The 21,261-nt window shown below is 49.9% G+C and carries 17 protein-coding genes and 1 riboswitch; of the genes, 10 read left to right on the forward strand and 7 right to left on the reverse strand.

The window, feature by feature from the left end:
• The gene (locus IE181_RS06305) at positions 1–1,905 is read right to left on the reverse strand and encodes a TonB-dependent receptor plug domain-containing protein (RefSeq protein WP_191250952.1); all 1,905 of its coding nucleotides are present in this window, start codon (positions 1,903–1,905) and stop codon (positions 1–3) included.
• Positions 1,906–2,067: 162 nt separating this feature from the next.
• A riboswitch (cobalamin riboswitch) is annotated at positions 2,068–2,275 on the reverse strand.
• 206 nt (positions 2,276–2,481) lie between these two features.
• On the opposite strand from IE181_RS06305, the gene IE181_RS06310 reads away from it, so the two are divergent.
• Positions 2,482–3,411, forward strand: coding sequence for a response regulator (locus tag IE181_RS06310; protein ID WP_191250954.1), 930 nt, complete (start codon positions 2,482–2,484; stop codon positions 3,409–3,411).
• Positions 3,412–3,449: 38 nt separating this feature from the next.
• Here the strand turns inward: IE181_RS06310 and IE181_RS06315 are convergent, their stop codons facing one another.
• Positions 3,450–4,109 carry a pyridoxamine 5'-phosphate oxidase family protein gene (locus IE181_RS06315; RefSeq protein WP_191250956.1) on the reverse strand — a complete coding sequence of 220 codons (660 nt, stop codon included), beginning with the start codon at positions 4,107–4,109 and terminating at the stop codon, positions 3,450–3,452.
• Positions 4,110–4,322: 213 nt separating this feature from the next.
• Here IE181_RS06315 and IE181_RS06320 point away from each other — a divergent pair, with 213 nt between their 5' ends.
• The 3 genes from IE181_RS06320 to IE181_RS06330 all read left to right on the forward strand — a co-directional run bounded on the left by IE181_RS06320 (position 4,323) and on the right by IE181_RS06330 (position 6,581).
• Positions 4,323–4,733 carry a heavy metal-responsive transcriptional regulator gene (locus IE181_RS06320; protein WP_191250958.1) on the forward strand — a complete coding sequence of 137 codons (411 nt, stop codon included), beginning with the start codon at positions 4,323–4,325 and terminating at the stop codon, positions 4,731–4,733.
• 2 nt (positions 4,734–4,735) lie between these two features.
• Positions 4,736–5,827, forward strand: coding sequence for a permease (locus IE181_RS06325; RefSeq protein ID WP_229819181.1), 1,092 nt, complete (start codon positions 4,736–4,738; stop codon positions 5,825–5,827).
• A gap of 202 nt (positions 5,828–6,029) precedes the next feature.
• Entirely contained in the window at positions 6,030–6,581 is a 552-nt protein-coding gene (locus tag IE181_RS06330; RefSeq protein WP_191250962.1) for a hypothetical protein, read from the forward strand.
• A gap of 57 nt (positions 6,582–6,638) precedes the next feature.
• On the opposite strand, the gene rimO is transcribed toward IE181_RS06330, so the two are convergent.
• Complete coding sequence (gene rimO / locus IE181_RS06335) at positions 6,639–8,015, reverse strand: 30S ribosomal protein S12 methylthiotransferase RimO (RefSeq protein WP_191250964.1); 1,377 nt, start codon at positions 8,013–8,015, stop codon at positions 6,639–6,641.
• A gap of 173 nt (positions 8,016–8,188) precedes the next feature.
• On the opposite strand from rimO, the gene IE181_RS06340 reads away from it, so the two are divergent.
• Entirely contained in the window at positions 8,189–8,773 is a 585-nt protein-coding gene (locus IE181_RS06340) for a GNAT family N-acetyltransferase (RefSeq protein ID WP_191250966.1), read from the forward strand.
• A gap of 27 nt (positions 8,774–8,800) precedes the next feature.
• On the opposite strand, the gene IE181_RS06345 is transcribed toward IE181_RS06340, so the two are convergent.
• From IE181_RS06345 to IE181_RS06355, 3 genes are read right to left on the reverse strand one after another with little or no spacing between them, the layout of a single operon-like run.
• Positions 8,801–9,964 (reverse strand): class I SAM-dependent methyltransferase, encoded by a 1,164-nt coding sequence (locus IE181_RS06345; RefSeq protein WP_191250968.1) that lies wholly within the window; start codon positions 9,962–9,964, stop codon positions 8,801–8,803.
• Positions 9,961–10,824, reverse strand: coding sequence for a sulfotransferase (locus IE181_RS06350; protein WP_191250970.1), 864 nt, complete (start codon positions 10,822–10,824; stop codon positions 9,961–9,963). Before IE181_RS06350 ends, IE181_RS06345 begins: the two co-directional genes overlap by 4 nt.
• 2 nt (positions 10,825–10,826) lie before the next feature.
• Positions 10,827–11,747, reverse strand: coding sequence for a class I SAM-dependent methyltransferase (locus tag IE181_RS06355; RefSeq protein WP_191250972.1), 921 nt, complete (start codon positions 11,745–11,747; stop codon positions 10,827–10,829).
• Between the two features lie 264 nt (positions 11,748–12,011).
• Here IE181_RS06355 and IE181_RS06360 point away from each other — a divergent pair, with 264 nt between their 5' ends.
• From IE181_RS06360 to IE181_RS06375, 4 genes are all read left to right on the forward strand, one after another.
• The gene (locus IE181_RS06360; protein WP_191250974.1) at positions 12,012–15,155 is read left to right on the forward strand and encodes an efflux RND transporter permease subunit; all 3,144 of its coding nucleotides are present in this window, start codon (positions 12,012–12,014) and stop codon (positions 15,153–15,155) included.
• Positions 15,156–15,206: 51 nt separating this feature from the next.
• The gene (locus IE181_RS06365; RefSeq protein WP_191250977.1) at positions 15,207–16,277 is read left to right on the forward strand and encodes an efflux RND transporter periplasmic adaptor subunit; all 1,071 of its coding nucleotides are present in this window, start codon (positions 15,207–15,209) and stop codon (positions 16,275–16,277) included.
• A 179-nt stretch (positions 16,278–16,456) separates the two neighbouring features.
• Positions 16,457–17,020, forward strand: a complete 564-nt coding sequence (locus IE181_RS06370; protein WP_191250979.1) for a hypothetical protein — start codon at positions 16,457–16,459, stop codon at positions 17,018–17,020.
• Positions 17,021–17,177: 157 nt separating this feature from the next.
• Positions 17,178–18,602, forward strand: coding sequence for a pyridoxal phosphate-dependent decarboxylase family protein (locus tag IE181_RS06375; RefSeq protein ID WP_229819183.1), 1,425 nt, complete (start codon positions 17,178–17,180; stop codon positions 18,600–18,602).
• 83 nt (positions 18,603–18,685) lie between these two features.
• Here the strand turns inward: IE181_RS06375 and IE181_RS06380 are convergent, their stop codons facing one another.
• The gene (locus IE181_RS06380; RefSeq protein WP_191250981.1) at positions 18,686–19,645 is read right to left on the reverse strand and encodes a M23 family metallopeptidase; all 960 of its coding nucleotides are present in this window, start codon (positions 19,643–19,645) and stop codon (positions 18,686–18,688) included.
• A 117-nt stretch (positions 19,646–19,762) separates the two neighbouring features.
• Here IE181_RS06380 and IE181_RS06385 point away from each other — a divergent pair, with 117 nt between their 5' ends.
• Positions 19,763–21,046 carry a hypothetical protein gene (locus IE181_RS06385; RefSeq protein WP_191250983.1) on the forward strand — a complete coding sequence of 428 codons (1,284 nt, stop codon included), beginning with the start codon at positions 19,763–19,765 and terminating at the stop codon, positions 21,044–21,046.
• Positions 21,047–21,261 lie beyond the last annotated feature (215 nt).

A 21,261-nucleotide genomic window follows, 5' to 3' on the forward strand; every position in this document is an offset into this window, starting at 1 on the left:
TTACAAGATAAATTTCAGTCCCGCATAAAAGGCGGCACCCGGATTGGCAAAACCATAAACGTCTTCGTAGGTTTCATCCAGTAAATTTTCTGCGCGGCCATAAAGACTGACAGATTGATTGATTTTATAGGACCCGGACAAGCGTACCAGTAAATAGTTATCCTGGGTTACTGTCTCGGACGGATTTGGCCATGGCGGGTAGAAAATATCGTTTGCTGACCCGGTGTAGGCTGCATCCAGCGTAAAGCCAAGATCGTCAGTTGGCTGGTAGCCAAGGATTACACCACCCTGATGTTTTGGACGACGCAGTTCGCGAACATAAAGATTGTCTGTATTTTGTTCCTTGGCGTTTACATAACTGTACCGTGCGCTCAGGCTGACTGTCTCCGACAGCGCGGCATCCAGTGTAACTTCAAAGCCGTCCCGTTTGCTTTTGCCTGCTTTGTTGCCAGCGGTGTAGGCAAAGGTAGCCGGGTCATAAACAAAGCCGTCAATTTCATCTGTCAGGCGAGCACGGAAGGCTGTTGCGCCAAATTTTACGGCACCGTCCAATGTTACTGCTTCAAACCCCAGTTCAATGTTTTTCATTTTCTCGGGCTTGATATTCGGATTGCCGAAAAACACATCAGAAAAGTATCCGAATCGTTCGATGAAGGTTGGTGCTTTCTGGCCTTTTGAAACATTAGCAAAAATACGACTGCCGCTGTCATCCAGTTTATAGACACCGCCAAAACGCCAGCTGGTTGAGTTGGCGAAGTCGCTGTTGTCATCGTGGCGCACAGTTGCCGTGACAGTGATTTCCGGTGCGAGTGTGCCGTTATATTCTGCCAGATAACCAGTGACCTGCATTTCCTGATCCTGATTTGGATCGCCCCATGGGCTTGCTACGCCGCGTTGTTTAAACTCTGTATCTTCGTGGTCCAGCGCCAGTGTCAATGTATGGCCGTCTGTCAGCAGGAAGCTATTGTCAAAATACACACCAAATTTGTCAGAGGCTGTTAGTCCGTCCGGCAATTGATCCGCAAAGTTTTCAATTTCAGTATCAATCCAGGTAAAACGAAGCTGCTGTGTAATCGAATCCGCCACAGGCGTTCCGGCGAAGGTAGCAGACAGGTAGGATTTATTGGTGTCTGTGTATTTATCGCCGTCTGCAGGCAGGCCCGTTGTAAAATCTGTACCGTCAAACTCGCTCATAGACTGGGTGTGGCGGGCGGTAACTGTCAGTTCAAGGTTATCAGCAAGGGAGACGCCAGCCTTAATGTTAGCTGACAGGTTTTCATACCCGTCTTTTTCATTCCCCAGGCGGGAGGCGTTGGTGCCGTCGCTTTCGCTGTAGGATAATCCACCACGGATGTGCCAGCCGTCCCCTGCGGTGCCCGCACCGACAGTACCGCGGTACGTACCAAAACTTCCAATCTCGGCAGAGGCAGTTAAGGAAGGACCAGAGGCTTTTTTCGTGACGATATTGATCACGCCTGAAACTGCATCGCTACCCCACTGGGAAGACATCGGCCCGCGGATGATTTCTATACGCTCGATCTCCAGGCTTGTCAGATGTTCAAACTGCACTTCATCCCCTGCTGCGGGATCATTCATCTCAATACCGTCAAGAAGGATCAGCGTCTGGTTGGCTTCGGCACCGCGAAGGCGCAACTGTGTTTGACCACCAATGCCGCCAGACCGGGCGACTGATATGCCAGGCAGTGTTTTCAGGGCATCTGCCACCTGAAAAATTTGGCGGGCAGCCAGGTCGTCGGCTGTCAGGATGCTAACAGGACTTGCGATGTCAGTTGCTGCAACCGGTACCCGGCTTGCGGTGATCTGAATTTGTTCAATGTCGTCTGCTGCAATAGACGGACCGGTCAGACATGTGGCGCCCAAAAATGGGAGAAGGATTTTTTTCATCATTGTTATCCAATAGGTTTCATGGGCGCAAAAGAGCACCCGGTAAACATCAAACCGTTTGGAGACATGAAACTATTGACCACTATCCAAACGGCAACACACATGGGTCAAATGACCCAGTATCGCCGTACGGAGAACCGCTCTTCCTGGCTAACCCGGCCCGAAGGTGACGATGCGGTGGCAGGCTTCCTGACTTACGGGTCATGGTGCCTGGCAGGCCTTCCCGGAATAAATCCAGTGGCATGAGTTGCCAAACACTCTCCGCTTACAGTTGCGGGTACAGTCGCGGATTTATCCCGTGCGGGATTCACCACGTTTCCTCTTAGCACCAGTGCAAACGCACACGGGCACCACCAAAACCGTTCCTTAGTCCTAGAAACGCAGGCAGTCAAACAAAGAATAGTGTCTGCACGTTTCAGAAAGTCTTACGATGTGCCATTTAACGACTATCTTTTCTACATATGAGTGCGCTTTGGCTGTGTGCTGATTTAGTGTCAATTTTAGGCGAATTCGGACTGTCATTTTTTGTTAAGAATTGCCCCATATTTTGCGTGAAACACCGTAGGAGTTAAGGCAATGAACTACAGAAATGCACGGATACATGTGATTGTCAGCGAATCTGGTATTCGTTTCCTTTTACGTGACCTGCTGCGGGAAGTAGGGTTCACAGATATTTATCTGGGCAGTAATTTTGACGAAATCAAAATATCAGTCACGGAAAATCATACTGATCTGTTAATTGTCGGCGCCAGTTTTCCTGATGGTGATCCCCTTGGTGTTATCGAAGATATTCGCCAGCAAAGGCTGGGACGTAACCCATTTCTTGCCATGATGGCAATCTCGTCTGAACCTACTAAGCAGCTGGTGAAGAAGGTAGCGGATAGCGGTGCAGACGATCTGCTGGTATATCCCTTGTCGCTGGCACACCTTAAACACCGGATTGATGTGCTGGTGGAGAAGCGAAAACAGTTTTTGGTGACCAGTAACTACATGGGGCCAGACCGCCGGGCGCCAGGCTCTTTCCGGGAAGGGTCCGAGACCGTTCCTTTATTCGACGCGCCGAATGTGCTGCGTGCGCAAATCAAGGAAGATATCAGCCTTGCAGAGCTTGAAAGACAGATAAAAAGCAGCATTGAAAAGGTTGCTGGCTATCAGTTTGATCGTGATGTTAGACAGATTTGCTGGTTAATTGACCGTATTGTTGCTGGATATAACTGGGCCGGTGGTGGCCTTTTGGAGCCGCATGTAGGTGATTTCCTTTTGCAGTTGTTGAAAATTACCAAACGCACCTGCGAGACCCTGGACGAAGGGGCGCACCCACAGTTTAAATATCTGTGTGATACAACTCTGACCGTTGCAAGTCGGATGTTCCAGAAAAAAGAAAATGCCGAGCAAAAGGATCTTTTGCTGTTGCCGGAAATGTCACGTGCCCTGAAGGCTACGATTAACATGGATACGTCTGCAAAAGCAGCACGGGAAATCCAGTCAATGATCAAAAGCGCCTAAAGAAGGAACAAAGCCCTTCTTTAGCAGATGCCAAGTTTCTAGAAACTATAGTGCATCACTTCATGGTTTAAATCGGCGCGTTTGCTGTCCGTTGCGGTAACCTCGGTACCGATCTCTGTAGTAATGGGAATGTGTCCAGCCCAGATGTCATGGTCAGCCTCTACAGAGTCGCTTGGGCCACCCGCGCGTTCCTTCACTGCAAAATCTACGATATCCATTTTCAGCATGCCGGTAGCCTTCAACTCTTGATCAGCCATTGGGCGAAGCGTATCCCACCGACCCGGTGCAAGGCGGTTAAAAAACAGTTCAAACTGCCTTATTACTTCGTCTTTGTCGGTTATTAGTTCAGGGCGTCCCATGCAGATTGCTGATCTATAGTTCACGCTGGTATTGAAACCGGACCTAGCTAGTACAAGGCCATCCAGGTGGGAAACAGTGACGCAGGCTTCACGCTCTCCCGTGGACAAGGCTTTGATCATCGAGCTTTTCGATGACCCGTGCCAATAGAGAGTGTCCCCTTCGCGCCAGTGGCTTGTTGGAATGACAAAGGGCTGTTTATGGACGCAGTATCCAACATGGCACAGAAATGTACTGTCTAATATCCGGTTGCGGTCATCAGCGCTGTAGCTACCGCGGTGATGCTCTCGCTTGATGCGAACGCGGGAACTCGGGCGATTTTTTGTTGTAGAAGAAGTCATTTGTGTACCTGATTGTTATTCATGTTTGCGCCTGTAAGGTCTGCGAAAACACTAGCTACACAAGCAGAGTAAAGCAATCGGGATGTGGTGATGAAAATTTAACAGAATGTGAGTTGTCATTCTCCCTCTTGACCCTGTACCTTACTACAGGGTGTAGGCTTTGTTCGAATCGAAGTTGAACGGGCCTACTTGCCCTGATTGAAGGAGTGGTTCATGCACTATTTCACCATAGGTAAACTGGCGCGGCAGGCTGCCGTAGCACCAGAGACAATTCGTTACTATGAAAAATCAAGATTATTGCCGCCACCGGACAGGCTTGAATCCGGCTATCGGGTGTATGATAGCTCCACGGTGAAGCGCGTTCGCTTTATCAAGGAAGCGCAGGCGCTGGGCTTCACGTTGGCCGAGATTGCCGATCTTCTTGGTATGACCGAAGATGAGGGTGCGGACTGTGCAACCGTCAATGCGAAAGCCCAGGAAAAGCTTGAGGAAATTCAAAAGAAAATTGGAACTTTGCGTAAGATGCAGAAGGGCCTTGAAGTGTTGGCTCAGAGGTGCCCGGCTGATGAACAACCACTCAGCGAATGCAGTATTATCTCACATCTTTACGGTGCGGAGGAATAATCATGTCTCATTCAGAACATAACACGTCCCAGACATCCTCCTGCGGTCATCAGAGTGGATCATCCTGTCACGGCAAGAAAGGTCGGCCAGATTTTCTGTTGTGGGGCTCACTGATATCCGTTGTCGTTTTGTATCTGGTTAACTGGCAATTTACTGCGGCCATTCAGGATATCGGCTGGTTGTATGTTTTAGCTGGTTCCGTTTACGAACTGTCAAACACAATCTGGTGGGGCGTCTTGATCGGCATTGTCATGGTGGCAGTGCTGGCAAAGGTACCGCGAGAATTTGTGATCAGCATCCTCGGACGTGAGAAGGGTGTGAAAGGTATCGTGCGGGCGACCCTTGGCGGTGTGCTGCTGGATTTATGTAGTCACGGCATTTTAATGGTTGGTGCTAAACTGTATGAACGCGGGGCAACGGCCGGGCAAATGATAGCCTTTTTGGTTGCAAGCCCCTGGAACAGTTTTTCACTGACCCTTGTCCTCGTTGCCTTGATTGGGCTTAAGTGGACACTTGCTTTCATTGGGCTTTCGCTTGTTGTTGCGATTATCGCAGGCATCCTTTTTGACTGGTTCGTAGACAGGGGAACACTGCCTGCCAATCCGAACCGCATTGAACTACCAGAGGATTTTAATTTCTGGCAAAGTGCGCGTGAAGGGCTGTCAAACACGCGGTATGACCGGGCGTTTTTCAAGTCGCTTATCGTGGAAGGTATTCAGGGATCGCGTCCGGTATTGCGCTGGATATTGTTCGGTGTTGTTTTGGCCAGCCTTGTCAGGGCCTTTATGGATACGGACAGCTTCCAGACATGGTTTGGTCCAAGCCTGATGGGACTGGGAATGACGATCCTTGCCGCCACAATCATGGAAGTGTGCAGTGAAGGCAGCACTCCTATTGCTGCGGACCTGTTGACCCGCGCGGGCGCACCGGGGAACAGCTTTGCATTTCTGATGACCGGCGTGGCGACAGACTATACGGAAATAATGATTTTGAAGGAGACGACAAAATCCTGGAAGTTTGCATTCTTCCTGCCGTTGGTGACGTTACCACAGGTACTTTTAATTGCCTGGGTCATGAATTTGACTGCTGTATAGCGCAGTCTTCTGACCTGGGTGTCTAGTGATTTGACAGCCGCTGTGTCATAGCAGCGGCTGTTTATTTTTCTAGATACAGCCATTCTGAAGTGGGTTTCCTTTGGCCTTAGTAATAACAAGGGGCCTGAAAAGTGTTGACATGCACATTATTGCAATTAAGAATTATTATTAACTAAGGCAATCAACATCCAAAGAGGTCCTCATGTCTGACACGGCACTTTCTGAATTCGACACCTATCGGCTGAACAAACCTGAGAGCAGAATACCACAAGACAGCACTGTCCAGACTGATGCAGCCAGTGAATTTATTGTTCGGGTGACCCGTGCCTGGGTTGGTGCTTTAAACGCCCGTCGAGAGCATGGCGCTGCAAAAGACTTGCATAAAAATGTCGATATCTGGAACCGGAGTTTTTGCACGGTGGGCGGAATTCCAGCATCCAGAGCCTGGGATATGTTCCTTGCTTGTTTATGCCGCAAGTCAGAAAGGCAGATTATGTTGGGGTGTGCGTGTTGCGGCAAGATCAGTGAAGATGAACTAACGATCCTTCTGTCCTTATTACATTTACGGGAAGGGCGGGCGCAGGATGCTTTTGATCTGTATAAACAGTGGCTTAAGCCTGACGATGCCCGTGTGGCCTTGTCATGTGCGATCGAGTTTTTTGATCAGTTAAGCCGCTACGGTGCTTATGTGAACAGGAGCATCTTGGCTGCTTTGATGGATGATAGTTACAGATCCAGACGCCAGATGCATTGATGCATCAGGGTATCGTCAATACCTCTAACTTCAGGTGCTCCCAGGGGCTTGTTTATCTTACCAGTCCCAGTCTGCATCATTGTCTGGGTCTGCACCCTCTTCTTCAAAGACCAGTTCCGCGAACAGGTCATATTCGTCACTGCCTGTGATCAATGCCATCACCATTGTACCGGGTATCAGTTCAGTTTCGCCTGCCAGAAAGACCTTGCCGTCAATCTCTGGCGCATCGGCATAGGTACGGCCAATCGCGCCTTCGTCGGTAACATCATCAATGATAACGGCCATTTCCATGCCGATACGGTCTTTTAGCTTGGTTGCGGATATTTCCTGTGAAAGAGCCATAAATCTTTCCCAGCGGTCCTGCTTTACATCTTCAGGCACCTGATCTGGCAGTTCATTGGCGGCGGCGCCGTCCACTGCTTCGTATTTAAAGCAACCCACGCGGTCCAATTTGGCTTCTTTCATCCAGTCCAGAAGATACTGAAAGTCCTCTTCTGTTTCGCCGGGGAAACCGACGATAAAAGTCGAACGGATCACAAGTTCCGGAACAATTTCGCGCCATTTTTTGATGCGCTCCAGGACTTTTTGTTCATTCGCTGGGCGGCGCATGGCCTTCAATACCTTGGGACTGGCATGCTGGAAGGGAATATCCAGATACGGCAGAATTTTGCCCTCTGCCATCAGCGGAATGACCTCATCAACATGGGGGTAGGGGTAGACATAGTGCAGCCGCACCCAAACGCCCAAATCACCAAGGGCATTAGCCATATCGGTCATGTGTGCCCGGACTTTGCCGTCCTTCCATGGTTCTTCAGCATGCTTCAGGTCAAGACCGTATGCGGATGTGTCCTGCGAAATAATCAACAGTTCCTGTGTACCAGCTTCAACCAGTTTTTCTGCTTCGCGCAGTACGGCCCGTATGGGGCGTGATTTCAATTTACCGCGGAACGAAGGAATGATGCAGAATTTACAGGCGTGGTTACAGCCTTCGGAAATTTTGACATAACTATAGTGGCGCGGTGTCAGTTTTAGTCCGCCTTCAGGCACCAGATGGGTGAAGGGGTCATGGGGCTGGGGCGCAACTTCGTGGACTTGATTGATGACCGTTTCATATTGGTGCGGGCCAGAGATTGCGAGCACATCAGGCGCGACTTCGCGGATGGCTTCTTCTTCAACTCCCAAACATCCTGTGACAATCACCCGGCCATTTTCAACCATTGCTTCTTTGATGGCGCCGAGGCTTTCTTCCTTGGCACTGTCGATAAAACCACAGGTATTGACCACAACCACGTCTGCGCCGTCATAGTCGGCAGCGATTTCATAGCCTTCTGATCGCAGCTGGGTCAAAATGCGTTCGCTGTCAACCAGTGCCTTGGGGCACCCAAGGGAGACAAAGCCGACTTTGGAAGTGGTGGGTCTGGAATTTGTGTTCATGCGCATTACTGTCCTTTTGCCGGGCGGTATATAGGAAATCGTTTAAAAAAGCCAGCGCATGTTTGCAGCCGTCAGCTGGTTCTGTATGCGTCTTTTCAGGGTGTGAGCACTCTCTGTTGATTGACGTGTGCTTACACTTCTGTCTAGGGTACATCAGACAGAGGGGGTATATGATGACTGCATCAATTTCAGCATCGACCGATGCCGGGGCGCTAGGCGCAATAATTGCGGAAAGCTTCGCAGATGATCCGGTGAACAGCTGGGTTTTTCAGAACAAAAAAGCCTTGGAACCCTTTTTTACGGCGGTTGCAACCAAGCTGTATGTGAAACATGGGTTCTGCCACATACATGATGACGGGCTGGGGGCAGCCTTATGGTTGTCGGACAAAACACGCAAGCATATTCCCTTGTGGAATTCACTGGATATTCTTGCGAATATCATCCGGTATAGCGGCTTCTCCGCACTTAAACGGGGTATGATGCTGGATGCTGCGATGGATAAAGTCCGTCCGGTCCAGCCGCATTATTATTTATTCGCTATCGGTGCGGTGCCAGAAGCACAGGGCAGAGGTGTTGGCAGTGCTCTTCTCAGAGAAGGACTGCGGTTGGCGGATGCAGACGAAATGCCTGTGTATCTGGAAAGCAGCAAGAAAAACAATGTCCCCTTTTACCAGCGGTTCGGATTTGAAGTCATGGATACATTAGAGCCAGGCGCAGATTGCCCGCCTCTGTGGCCCATGTGGCGTCCGGCAAAATAACAGGTTAACTCGTTGCCGGGGCAGGGTTTACCCAAGAAGGTCTTCTAAGGATAAAAATTCTGAATTGGGCGAAAGTGCAGTCGCCTCAGATTTTATTTCCTCAAAATACAGTCGGGAAGCAATCAGGATGATGTCCGGCTGAATGTGTCCAATAGTGTCGGTATTATCTATTTTTACGCCAAAGACTTCTTTGACAAGAGCGTGAAGTTTCTTATCCACAACAGCGGACAAGACATGTGGGTCCAATTCCCCATACTCCACAAGACTAGAGAAAATTCTGCCCGCCCCCCAAATGGCAACTTTTTTGTCTTGTGCCAGGCTCGTGACCTTTGCTGCGCCGCTTTTTAAGCTTTCAAGATTGCGTGTCAGTGTTTTTTCGTAGGTTTCAACCGCCGCTCGGGTTTTCGCGACCAGAGGCGCGTTTTCAAATGTCGCGGTGGGAGAGATTTCCCCGGAGACCTTCTGCGCCAGAATGGTCAGGTTTGTTGTGTCTGCGTCTTCTGGACCCCATAGGATATTGAACCCAACTTTTTTGATCAGGGTGGTCAGTATTTCCCCGGAATAATGATAGAGGTGCTTGTCCATAAAGAATTCCTCAACAACATCTGTGAAGTTTAGAACTTCAATGCTGGGCACCTCCAGGCACATTATACCGCCATCTTTCATCGAAGCGTAGGTCTGCTCCAAAGTTTGCCTGCCGGAGAGCACGTGCTCAAGCGTGTGGCAACTATAGACCAGATCAAAATGATTGGCGGGCAGTTCTACATTTTCTATGCGGTCAATAATTACAGATAAATTGGAAGATGTCGGATACTCCGAAAGAACGCGGTTGTCAGGCTCCACGGCCACAAATTCACATGTTGGATTTATCTTCAGAAATGTTGTCAAAAAATCCCCGCGGTTTGATCCGATGTCCAGGACAGCACGCACATTTTTCAGGTCGATAAAATTCTGCAGTGTTTCTATTGCGAAAGCGGTTCTAAATCCTTTGCCGTACCGAATATTCCCGAAACCAGCACCGCTGGCTGCGTAGCCGCTCTTTCTATTTGGTTCATGGTCGATCCGCGGTAAACTCTGCAGTAAGCCACATGTTTCACATAGATAGACTTTTAGCCCCCGGGTAGTTGTCGGGGCCTCATACACAAAAGAAAGGTTGCTAGAGTTACAAGCATCACATGTTTCAGATGTCATGGGGCGTCTTTCTCCAAAGAGTTCTTGGAATAATTTAGCGTATATTCTTCACGGGACTGGTAACCCAACATTTCCTGCATGCTACCACAAATGTTTTGAAACGCGGTTGTTTGCGCGTCATTCAGCGGATTGTTTTCCGGGCGAACAACATTATAGGGGCGTCCTAGCAGCTGGATTTGCTCTTCGGTTGGGGAAAGACCGAGGAAGGCGCTTAGGTCCAGAATCGACTGCCGCGAAGACGTTATGTCTTCCAGTTTAATCGTTCGGACATTTGCAGGCGGCAGATGTGAAAAGTCATCAAGGATTCTCTGGTTAATCTCTCGCCAATGCCAGCAAATGCGGGCGAAATGGTCCCACGTTTGAAACGCCGGAAAGGCAGGATCGTTTTCAAGGGGGCTTGGCCACCAGTATTTTTTCTCAGGCGGGGGACACATTTGCGAGGTGCCACGCAGGTAGTTTTGCATAATTTCCATGCTGTGGTCATCCATGACCTCATCCCCTAGTTTATGATAAAGGGACGAAGTGACCTTGCGGCCATCGCGCGTTAAATGAATAAACTTTGCTTGCGGAAAGACCTGGTGAACTTCGGGTATCATCCAGGCAAGTTTATTGGAACTGTCCCCCCAAATCTGTTTTTGGGAGTAATGCACAGCGGCTTCGTGATGTGTCCTTAGAAAGTCTATACATTCCCGGCTGTTTACCAGTCCTGCATACTTTAAGGTTCCCAGCTTTTGTGTTTCCAGAACCTGATATTCATGTTCGCAGTCAGCTTCCTGAAAGGCGTTTAAAAACCTGGCCATGGACTGTGTTCCAGAGCGGCCACAGCCAATGATGAACACCGGTTGAGTTTCAGCAGACATGTTTACTCCGATCCATTTTGGGCTGTTATAATGGCCAGACGGCCCATGTTGATACCAGCAAGATGGCGGTAGAATTTTTTCAGTAAATCTTTATCGATTTGATTCAGGTTTTGGTCGAATTTCTTCCTGAGTTGGTGGCACTGTTTCCCGATCGCAGGGTCTGCTGTATAGTCCTGCCCCATCAGCAAAAAAAGTTCCATTGGGAAATTTGTCGTTCGGTCAATGCATGTAAGGCATTGTGCGCGAAGAATTTTTTCCAGACTGTCCATGGTAAAGTAATTCAGGTGATGATCTGGTACTACCCACCACTGGTCTGCAGATACGGCTTTTGCTGCAGCCATTTGTAGTGGGCTGAAATCATTCGGAACCGAAATTGTTAAAACCCCATCAGGACGTAGTAACTGTTTAGCGGCTTGGATCACTTCTGTGGGGCTGGGTACATGCTCCAGTACTTCGCTCATATGGATGAAATCAAAACTGCCTGCCTCATGATTAAAGTCATCAGGGAAGAACCCTGTCTGTACGTCCAGGCCTAATGACTTGGCATGGTCTGCCGCAACAGAAGATGGCTCAATGCCATAAGCGTCCCAGCCTTGTTTGCGGGCGACTTGCAGAAAATTGCCCGGACCACACCCTATGTCCAACACTTTTCCAGCATGCCCAAGGTGTTCGTGTGCCAAATCAAGGCGTAAACCATATTCAATATCATGCCATGCACCATCTTGTTCAGAGGCAGCAATATACTCTGGCTTCTCAGACTGGTAAAAGTCCTGCTGATAGAGTTTGGTTAGCTCAGCTTCGGTGGGAAGAGGGGACACATGTAAAAAGCCACAGTTCTGGCAGTCAATTATATCATGCCCCGGTACGTGAGATACGACTTTTCCCGTGTGGGTATTTTGTTTCTGGTCACCAGAAGTAATCATACTGTCCTGCTTTCATCGAGCTTTAATGCACTATTCTATAGCCTTTTGAAAATGTAAAACTTTAAAGCAATTTTCTTGCCACGTATTAGGGGCATCCTTCTTTTCAGGTTTTCTTGCATGGCTGCTAGATTGCTACGCGGAAATCGGTATTGTGTGCCGTGAATGAAGCGGGAGAGCATTTTTTAAAAATGTTTTCTTTTTGTTCTAATCTCTGGTAGGGTTGCGCCGCTCTTGAGTGAGCATTGGTATTTTTGGGGATTTTGAGTGAAACTTACGAAGAAAAGTATTCATAATCCAGCAGCTGTGGCGGTTGTTGCTGCCGCGGTTATGCTGTTGGGTTTGCTGTCGATGATGCGGATGCCTGCACAGTTATTTCCGGATATTGAAAAACCGGTGATGACGGTCGTTAATTCGTGGCCTGGTGCATCGCCACTCGAAATTGAATCAGAAATCAGTGTCCAGGTCGAAGAGGTGCTGGAAGGCCTGCCCGGGATGACGTCCATGCAGACATGGAACATGTCGAATTTCAGTTTTATGCAGCTGGAGTTTGACGTCGAAACCGATATGACACGGTCACTGATTGAGGTTATTTCCCGGTTGAACCGGCTGCGTCCCTTGCCTGCGAACGCTGAAAAGCCGCAGGTTTTTCTCGGTGAATGGGGGGATAGCGCGAATACACTGCTGGACTTTTTTGTCCAGCAGTTACCGGGCACAGAAGATCGGCGTATCGAAAATTCTGAATATCTGCGGGACGTGATCGTGCCGGAATTGATGTCACTTTACGGTGTATCACGGGTTGAGCTTGAAGACGGCATGGGCGGCGGTGTGCAGCTGCAAATCATTTTTGACCCCTACAAGGCGGCTGAACTGGGGATTGATATCGCCCGGGTTCCAGCCCGTATCGGCCGGTCTGCAGATATCTCCAGCGGTTTTGTTGATGTAGGCAGCCGTCAATATACTTTGCGGTATGAAGGCCGGTATGATGCAGAGGATTTGGCTGGCCTGATCTTGGAATGGCGGGACGGCAAGGCAATCAGACTTGGTGATATTGCGACCGTGCAGATGGCACCGGGGCGTAGAGACGGCTTCCGATACCATAATGGAAACGAAGCCTTTATGCTGTCAATTGCCAAGGAAAATGGCGCCAATGTTCTTGAGGCGCTTGATGGCCTTAAAGCCCGGATGCAGGAATTGAACGAGACCGAATTCAAAGAACGCGGTCTTTACGCAGAATATACTTTTGACCCTAGTCTCTACATCAATCGGTCCATTGGTTTGTTAGGCAGTAATCTGATTTTGGGCGTCTTGATGTCGGTTGGTGTGCTGTGGCTGTTCTTACGTCAGTTGCGGGCTACCTTACTGATCGCGCTTGCAATCCCAACATCGTTGTTGGCGACCTTTGTTGTTTTGGGGGTTACGGGGCGTTCCCTGAATGTTATCTCGCTTGCCGGGCTTGCATTCGCAACCGGGATGGTGCTGGACGCCGCCATTGTCGTGCTGGAAAATATCGTCCGCTTACGCGAACGGGGCGAACGACCCCTGGATGCCAGTGACATGGGTGCGACGCAAGTTTGGGGTGCACTGCTCGCATCAACTGCAACGACAGTAGCCATTTTCATCCCGATTATGTTTTTGAAGGATGCCGAAGGGCAGATGTTTGCCGATCTTGCCCTGACGATCGCCATTGGTGTTAGTGTATCGTTGGTTGTAGCCGTAACAATATTGCCAACGGCTGCCCGTTTCTGGATGCGGGATTTACCAGACCCTATCAAGGGTGAGACAATATGGGACCGTATCGCCAATCGTTTGATGAATATGACATCCAGCCGCCCTGCGCAGCTAGGGTGGGTTGCTGGATTGTTTAGCCTGTCCATTGCTTTGTCCGTGCTTTTTTGGCCCCAAAGCAACTATTTGCCACCTGTACAGCGGGACAGTATCGACAGTTTTCTGTTTTTCCCACCAGGTATGAATGTTGAAACGTCCGATCAGGAAGTAGCAAAGGTTATCCACAATCGTATCGAACCCTATATGGCGGAAGACGCAGAACTGAAAGTGCGGGACTATTTCTTCTGGTCCTTCCCCGGTGCGACCGGCGGTTGGCTGTCTATTAACGGCGAAGACGGTACCGATCTGGAGGCGCTGCAAGCGCTTATTCAGAATGAGATTGTTGCAGGTATCCCTGATTTATTCGGATTTACAATGCGCCGTAGTCTTTTTGGTGGGTTTGAGAATGCCAATAGTGTTTCGATGCAAGTCACCAGTAAGGATCTGGACGCTGCAAAAAATGCAGTTATTCAGGGTATGGGCATGGTTATGGGGGCAATTCCCGGTGCGATTGCCAACCCGGAACCCGATCCATTTGCCCAGGGGACGGAACTTCGTTTCACGCCAAACGATGAACGGTTGGCAGAGGTTGGCTGGACACGGAATGACCTGACGATGGTGATCCTGGAATTGGGGCAGGGTAGCTGGTTGGGGGAGTATTTTGACGGTCAAAAGCGCCTTGATATTTTTCTGAAAACTATCCGGTTTGAAACGCCCGAAGAAATGTCAAGCCTGCCTGTGATAACGCCGCTGGGTGGGCAGGTGCCGCTGGGTGAGCTGGCCGTGATTGAACCTGTACCGGCCCCAAGCGCGATTGCACACTATGACCGCAAACGCGGATATTCTCTTAGTGTAAACCCGCCCGAGGGTATGGCTCTTGAAGAATTGATAGCAACGCTGAAACGCGATATCGAACCAGCGATACTGGCGCAGATGCCGCCGGATGCGCAGGTGAAATATGCCGGCAGTGCAGAGGATCTGGAGCGTGCGCTCGGGACCCTTGGTAGCAACTTTTTGCTGGCTTTTGGTTTGCTTATTCTGATTATGGCGGCGCTCTTTCGGTCCATCGTAGCATCATTGATTGTTGCGTTCTCCATCCCCCTTGCTGGTGTTGGCGGCGTGTTGGCTATTCAGGCTGTGAATCTGATCAATTTTCAGCCGCTAGACCTGCTTGGTATGATTGGATTTATCATTCTGCTTGGTTTGGTTGTGAATAATGCCATTCTGCTTGTGGCCCAGACACAAAAAGCAGAAGAGCGCGGATTAAACCGTCACGATGCTGTACATCAGGCTTTGCGCTTACGCTTGCGTCCGATCTTCATGAGCACGCTAACCAGCCTGTTTGGCATGCTGCCGCTCTTGGTTATCCCGGGTGCAGGCAGTGAAATTTACCGAGGCATGGCAGCAGCCATTGTCGGCGGTATGAGCGTTTCTACAATTTTCACCCTGATCATGATCCCAAGCTTGTTGCAGCTTACAGCGTCATTCCGCGGGTCAGGCGGGGCTAAAGCTCTTGCCACCAGTGATGACATAGAGGCTACGCAATCTGATTTGAAATCAAGCCAGGACATAGCGGCGCAGTAACCATGCGACTGTAAGTAACATATTGATATATAATAAAAAGATATTCGCCTTATGAGAAAAAATTTACTAAAAGCTTTTGGGCTTGTTGGTGCCCTTCTATCAGCAGGTACAAGTGTATTGGCCCAGATGGGGCCAGGCGGGCAGATGCCGCCGGCCAGAGTAGAGGTCGTCAAAGCTGTTGAGCGCATGATGGCGCCAACAATGGAGGTGACAGGTACTGTCATAAGCTTGAATGACAGCCGGATATCGTCAGAGGTTGAAGGCGTTCTAAGCTGGATTTCTGAGGTTGGTACGCATGTGAATAAAGGCGATGTTATCGCTGTAATCGACGATCGGTTGCTTGCAGTTAACTATCGCCGGGCTGAGGCATCCCTGAAAAGGCTGGAAGCAGATTTGCCCAGACGCGAAGCCGCTGTAAAGCGTTTCGAAGGTCTTGCGGCGAATGATGTTGCATCGCGTGCACGGCTCGAGGAAGTTGTTTCTGACCGTGACATGTTGGTGCAGGACATAGCAGATGCAAAAGCCCGTCTGGATCAGGCGCGGGGGGATTTGGAGCGTACTAAAATCCGTGCACGTTTCGAAGGTAATGTTGTCGCGCGGTTATCTTCGGTTGGCGAATATATTACCGTTGGGGAAGAAGTGATCCGTCTTGTGGACACGGGTGCCATTGAAATTTCCTTGCCAGCGCCGATTGCTGTTACGCCGTATCTAAACAGCGCAGAAGAACTCCCTGTCCAGACCAGTGAAGGGACGGTACACCGCCTTAAGGTCCGCACAGTGGTGCCGGTTGGTGACAGTGTCTCCCGTCAGGTGGAAGTCAGGCTGCAGGCAAGTCCTGACAGTTTCATGATTGGTGCACCGGTTACAGTTAGTCTCCCGACAAGCGCGCCATCAGTTCGGGTTGCCGTACCGCGTGATACATTGGTGCGGAAGGGATCGAAAATGTATGTATTCCGTGTCAACGCTGATGGTTCAGCCGACCAGCTTGTTGCGGATATTGCAGTTATGGACGGTCTGTGGGTGTCTATTGCCGACCAGAGTTTACGCGCCGGGGATACAATTATTTTGCGGGGTGGGGAACGTCTGCAGCCAGGTCAGAAGGTTGTTTTTGACGCACAATAAATAAGGCTGTGAAAGCCTGCTGTAATACTATTCCTGTAGCTGAAAGCCCGCTCATGACGGGCTTTTATACTTGGTAAGTTTGTTGCTAGTAGGTGTGAGCGGCAGGAAATTTCTTAAAGTATGCTGGTATTCTGAGACGCTCAGTTATATATTATATAAATGTACGACTGGGGACTGATATGCTGAGTTTGCTGAAAAAAGCATTCAAGCCAACTGATTTGGGGCCAAACGCGCAAAAGTTTCTGCGGTATTGGCATAAGGTTGGTGGAAATGCCGCCGGATTTGATGTTGCTTCTTTGCAGTATCAATCTATCAAGGCTTTACATCCATATATGTTTTCCATTGTGCCTGATGGTTCGGGTGGCCTTCACATGCGCGATGTTGGGGAAGCATTGCAGAAAAGGGATGAACTCAGACTGCCGGATGATTTTCTGCAGGTTTTTGTTCGTGCAGAGCAACAGCAGGTGGCTGCCAGATATGATGTATGTGAAGACTATACATGCGGTGTTGCGGGGACGATCGCCCGCCGACCTACCGGTGGAAGACCGGTTATTTTCCGCAGTTTCTTGTCCCTGCCAATTTTGAATGATGACAGAACGCTGGCATATTTTATAAATATTGATGACGACCCCAAACAGCGGTCCCTTAAATACGCAGGCATAGAGTTGCCGTATCTTTCTTCGGGTCTGACAGCTGTGCTGGAATATGAGTTTCTGGATATCGGGCACGGCGCCCCGGAATAAGCACGCTGTTTCCTGCATATGGTTTTGAATGGACGCAGGTTTCAGTATTCTGACGGTCCTTTCATTTTATGTTCAAATATAGATACCCTGCAGCTACGTGTTGATCCTGGGATAAATGTTCCGTAAACAGAAGTGTGTTTGAGTGAAAGGACTTACCGTGGATTCATCTGACTTCCGTAAAAATGCGCATGCACTTGTCGACTGGATTGCCGATTACATGGATACGGTTCGGGCCTATCCCGTACGGTCACAAGTAAACCCCGGCGATATACGGAAGCAGTTAGCCCCCTTACCCCCGCAGGACGGTGAAGATTTCGAGACAATTTTTGATGATTTCAAGTCAATCATCATGCCCGGCATCACGCACTGGCAACATCCGCGCTTTTTTGCGTATTTCCCTGCGAACGGCACCCCGCCCAGTCAACTGGCTGAAATGTTGCTGTCGGCACTAGGTGTGAATGCGATGATATGGGAGACATCCCCAGCTGCGACCGAGTTAGAGGAGCAGATGATTAACTGGCTTCTGACAGCACTGAAACTCCCGTCAGACTGGTCAGGTGTAATTCAGGATACTGCATCGACGGCAGTATTTTGCGCCGTGCTTGTAGCGCGGGAGCGTGTGACGGGCTGGCAAGTGAATGACAAGGGTTTCACAGGTGATGACCGGCTGACGGTATATACAACAGGTGAAACGCACTCCAGCCTGGAGAAAGCAGTCAAGATGGCGGGTCTTGGGCGCGCATCGCTGCGGTTCGTGCCCACTGGGGACGATCATTCCATGGATGTTCTGGCACTGTCAGAAATGATCAAAAAGGATAAGGCCGCAGGTTTCAAGCCTGCGCTGATAGTTGCCAGCGTCGGCGCGACAGGCATTGGTGCCTGCGATGCGCTCAAGGAAATCGGTATTATTGCCCGATCCCAGGATATCTATTTCCATGTGGATGCAGCATGGGCAGGCTCTGCCATGATTTGTGATGAATACCGGCCACTACTGAACGGTGCTGAACTGGCGGATAGTTTTTGTTTCAATCCCCATAAATGGCTGGGTGTTAATTTTGATTGCTCGGTTCATTTTGTGAAGGATAAAGACAGTTTGATCCGTACGCTGACGATCCTGCCGGAGTATTTGAAGACGCGGGAAGGGGACGCGGTTACGGATTACCGTGATTGGGGGCCGCAATTGGGACGCAGAAACCGGGCACTGAAATTATGGTTTGTACTGCGGTCTTACGGTCTTGATGGCTTGCGGAAAATGATCCGTGGGCATGTCCGTATGGCAGAAGACCTTGCAAAAACTATCGGTGCTGCGCCCGATTTTGAAATCGTGACCCGCCCGCGCTTGTCGCTGTTTACGTTCAGAGTCTATCGCCCCGGTGTCGCCCACGGTGCACTTGATGCAGCAACTGAAGCACTTATTACAGCTGTCAATGATGATGGATTTACCTATCTGACACGGACCGTTGTGGACGGCAGACCGGTTATCCGCTGGCAGGTAGGGCAGGTACATACCACTGAACAGGATGTGTCTGAAAGTTGGGACAGGGTTCAGACGCTTGTCAAGCCACTACTGGCGACTCTGTAAATAGGGCCTTTGACCGGTTGAGTAACGATTAAAGGATTCTTTTCCTAAAGCCATTCCCGCAAAGACAGGTGGCATATTGCTGGTTACTTAGTCGCTGACGATACCAAAATTTGGACGGTCTGCGTTTGGCGGTAACCATCCTGTTCAAGTGAGATTGTGCCGGTCCATATGCCGGGCTTAAATCCACCAGCAGGGGCGCGTTTGCCAAAAAACTGGCTGCGAAATTGCTGGGTTTTTTCCGTTGCGACCTGATGTTCAGCGAATAATTTTCCGTCAGGGTCTGTTATCCTAAATGACCAGACGTCCCCGCGGCTGGCGCCAAAAGCACGGCCAGTTAAAATAAGCGCACTGGCATCAGGGGAAATGCTCTCTGCCTGTGCGGCCCATCTGTTTTCCCTGGGCTCTGGTGCTACAGAAAACTTAGGCGGTAAGAGTGTGAACGGGGCATAGTCTGGATGATCACGCCATAAGCTCGTTTCTGAGGACCCTGAGCACGCTTGTTCATAACCGCCACCGTCGAAGGGGTCTAGTAGTGTCCCGTTTTTGCGGATTCCGATATGCAGATGCGGATATTCAGTTTGCCCGCTTAAGCCCATCAATGCGATCTGTTCCCCTGCACGGACCGTATCGCCGATATTTTTGCTCAGGCTCGCATTTTTCAGGTGGCAATATTGACTGGTGTAGCCATTTTCATGCTGAATAACATAAGCATTACCGCAGTCTTCGCCCTTTTTATAAGGGGCGCCATCATCAACACCGTCTCTCATGCGCAGGATTTTTCCCGGGGCGACCGCCAAAATAGGCACGCCCGAGGCAAGTACACCTGTATCGCTGACCATAATGTCCGTACCACGGTGTTTATCCTGACTTCTGTGCTTGCACATATAGTCTGCGACACTCTTGTCTTCGCCGCGGTCCACATATCGTGCAATCCAGCAAGTCTCCCCTAGTGTGCAATCAAGGGGCCAGTCAAATGTGATATCGGCGGCATCTGTAGGCTGTGCACAGCCTGCCATGGCAACCACCGGTATAAGTAAGAGCATTTTTTTAATCATGCGGTAACTTAACCGATCTATTCAGCCGATAAAACGGGTTTTCTTTTCTGTTGGGGTTGGGTAGTGTCATCGTCCGTGCCGCACTCTTATTTCACAGGAATTCGTATGACTGCTTTTAGATCGATTGCACTTGTCAAAAACAAGGAAGCACAGTCCTTGTCCAGCCCGCAAGATGACAGAGTAGCGCTGGTCCCGGCTGATGTCCGCACTTTGGTGGATGACGGTGTTTCGGTGTTGGTGCAGTCTGGTGCGGGTAGTGATGCCGGGTTTTCTGATGATTCTTATGTGCAGGCAGGTGCAGAGTTATGTGAGACTGCAGACGCATGCGCTGAGGCTGATCTTGTTGTGTCGCTTGATACGGCAGTAAAGCTTGCTCCGCTTGGCTCCTCTGTTCTGCTTGCACGCTCTACAGGTCAGATAGAGGCTTTGGAAAATCATGGCGGCGGTACAGTGATTGCACTTGAACGCATTGTTGAAAGCCCCAAGGTGCAGTCGGACCAAGAAATACTTGGCCGTATGGCGATGGCCGAAGCGCTGGCGCCATTTATTGCCACCAAGTCTATGAATGATCTGGAAATCCGTTTCATTGGCTGGTCTGACTTGTTCCCTTACTGTATTCGGAGAAGCTGCAACCGTGCGCCTGCGTCACTAAAGCTTCTGTCTGAAAATGCCGGCATCAGCGACATGGATGTGGTGGGCCTGAATGCGCTTTATGTGTACGACAGTCGTACATGGAGCGATCCGAAAAAGGCAGTAGCCAAGCTGAAGCGCAAGAAGGCTAACCTGTTTGATGTGGCAGTTTTTGTCGCGGAGCAGGGAGAAGAAGCTGTAGCGGATTACCGGGACGACCATGAAATGCACCAGTTTGGCAAGCGCCGCATCACCTGGGACAAGGAAGCCGGCCGAGCCGCCGCTAAGCAAGGTTTATCCCTATATGCAGAACAGGCCGGGGCGAAAAAGACAGCTAAAATTCATGCAGCTGTTTCTGGGTATGGCCCCATGGAACTGGGCGTTATTGAAGAACTTTTAGGGCAGGCAGTGGGATCGGTTGCAGTTCTTACAGACCAGCAGAAAAATTCTTCTGCTTTGAACTCTTCTCTGTCTGACGCTGATCTTGTGTTTGTGGGGGCAGATAGTGATCCTGTGGCACACGCTGTTTCAGCAGAGACAAGCATCACTATTATGCTAACGGCAGATGGTACCGCAGGCGACTCGGAAGGCGGTGGCGCAGGGACAATTCTATCCGCGGATGATTGGGCGCTATATGTTCCTGCCGACGAGATGTCGGCACTGGTATCGTGCCAGATAACCGATATTTTGCTTGGGAAAGAGCGTCTTATAGAGGGGCTTGAGCAATTGGCACCGGGTGTGGCCTGCGCAAGACTGTAGCAATAACAGGGCCTTTCAACTTATTACGACATTTTTTGTCATGATTTTTAAAACAGCTTACTGAAGACCCGCAGAACCCTGCGGGTTTTTTTGTTTTGTGGTTAATAAAGAGCTGCGACGGTGTGTCGCGCCGATAATGATAACAATGTTTTGGTTTTGATAAGTCATTGAAATTTTTAGATAAATATGGCACCCTTCGCGTGGTCCGGTAAAGG

Origin of the sequence: Kordiimonas sediminis, assembly GCF_014656395.1 — a bacterium.
In the GTDB taxonomy this organism is placed as follows: Bacteria; Pseudomonadota; Alphaproteobacteria; order Sphingomonadales; family Kordiimonadaceae; genus Kordiimonas_A; species Kordiimonas_A sediminis.

Bases quoted from the DNA above. Each gene is read 5' to 3' on its own strand.
- IE181_RS06355 (WP_191250972.1), bottom strand. From the start codon at position 11,747: ATGATTACTTCTGGTGACCAGAAACAAAATACCCACACGGGAAAAGTC.
- IE181_RS06325 (WP_229819181.1), top strand. From the start codon at position 4,736: ATGTCTCATTCAGAACATAACACGTCCCAGACATCCTCCTGCGGTCAT.
- IE181_RS06305 (WP_191250952.1), bottom strand. From the start codon at position 1,905: ATGAAAAAAATCCTTCTCCCATTTTTGGGCGCCACATGTCTGACCGGT.
- IE181_RS06315 (WP_191250956.1), bottom strand. From the start codon at position 4,109: ATGACTTCTTCTACAACAAAAAATCGCCCGAGTTCCCGCGTTCGCATC.
- IE181_RS06320 (WP_191250958.1), top strand. From the start codon at position 4,323: ATGCACTATTTCACCATAGGTAAACTGGCGCGGCAGGCTGCCGTAGCA.
- rimO (WP_191250964.1), bottom strand. From the start codon at position 8,015: ATGAACACAAATTCCAGACCCACCACTTCCAAAGTCGGCTTTGTCTCC.
- IE181_RS06350 (WP_191250970.1), bottom strand. From the start codon at position 10,824: ATGTCTGCTGAAACTCAACCGGTGTTCATCATTGGCTGTGGCCGCTCT.
- IE181_RS06365 (WP_191250977.1), top strand. From the start codon at position 15,207: ATGAGAAAAAATTTACTAAAAGCTTTTGGGCTTGTTGGTGCCCTTCTA.
- IE181_RS06340 (WP_191250966.1), top strand. From the start codon at position 8,189: ATGACTGCATCAATTTCAGCATCGACCGATGCCGGGGCGCTAGGCGCA.
- IE181_RS06385 (WP_191250983.1), top strand. From the start codon at position 19,763: ATGACTGCTTTTAGATCGATTGCACTTGTCAAAAACAAGGAAGCACAG.
- IE181_RS06370 (WP_191250979.1), top strand. From the start codon at position 16,457: ATGCTGAGTTTGCTGAAAAAAGCATTCAAGCCAACTGATTTGGGGCCA.
- IE181_RS06310 (WP_191250954.1), top strand. From the start codon at position 2,482: ATGAACTACAGAAATGCACGGATACATGTGATTGTCAGCGAATCTGGT.
- IE181_RS06380 (WP_191250981.1), bottom strand. From the start codon at position 19,645: ATGCTCTTACTTATACCGGTGGTTGCCATGGCAGGCTGTGCACAGCCT.
- IE181_RS06345 (WP_191250968.1), bottom strand. From the start codon at position 9,964: ATGACATCTGAAACATGTGATGCTTGTAACTCTAGCAACCTTTCTTTT.
- IE181_RS06330 (WP_191250962.1), top strand. From the start codon at position 6,030: ATGTCTGACACGGCACTTTCTGAATTCGACACCTATCGGCTGAACAAA.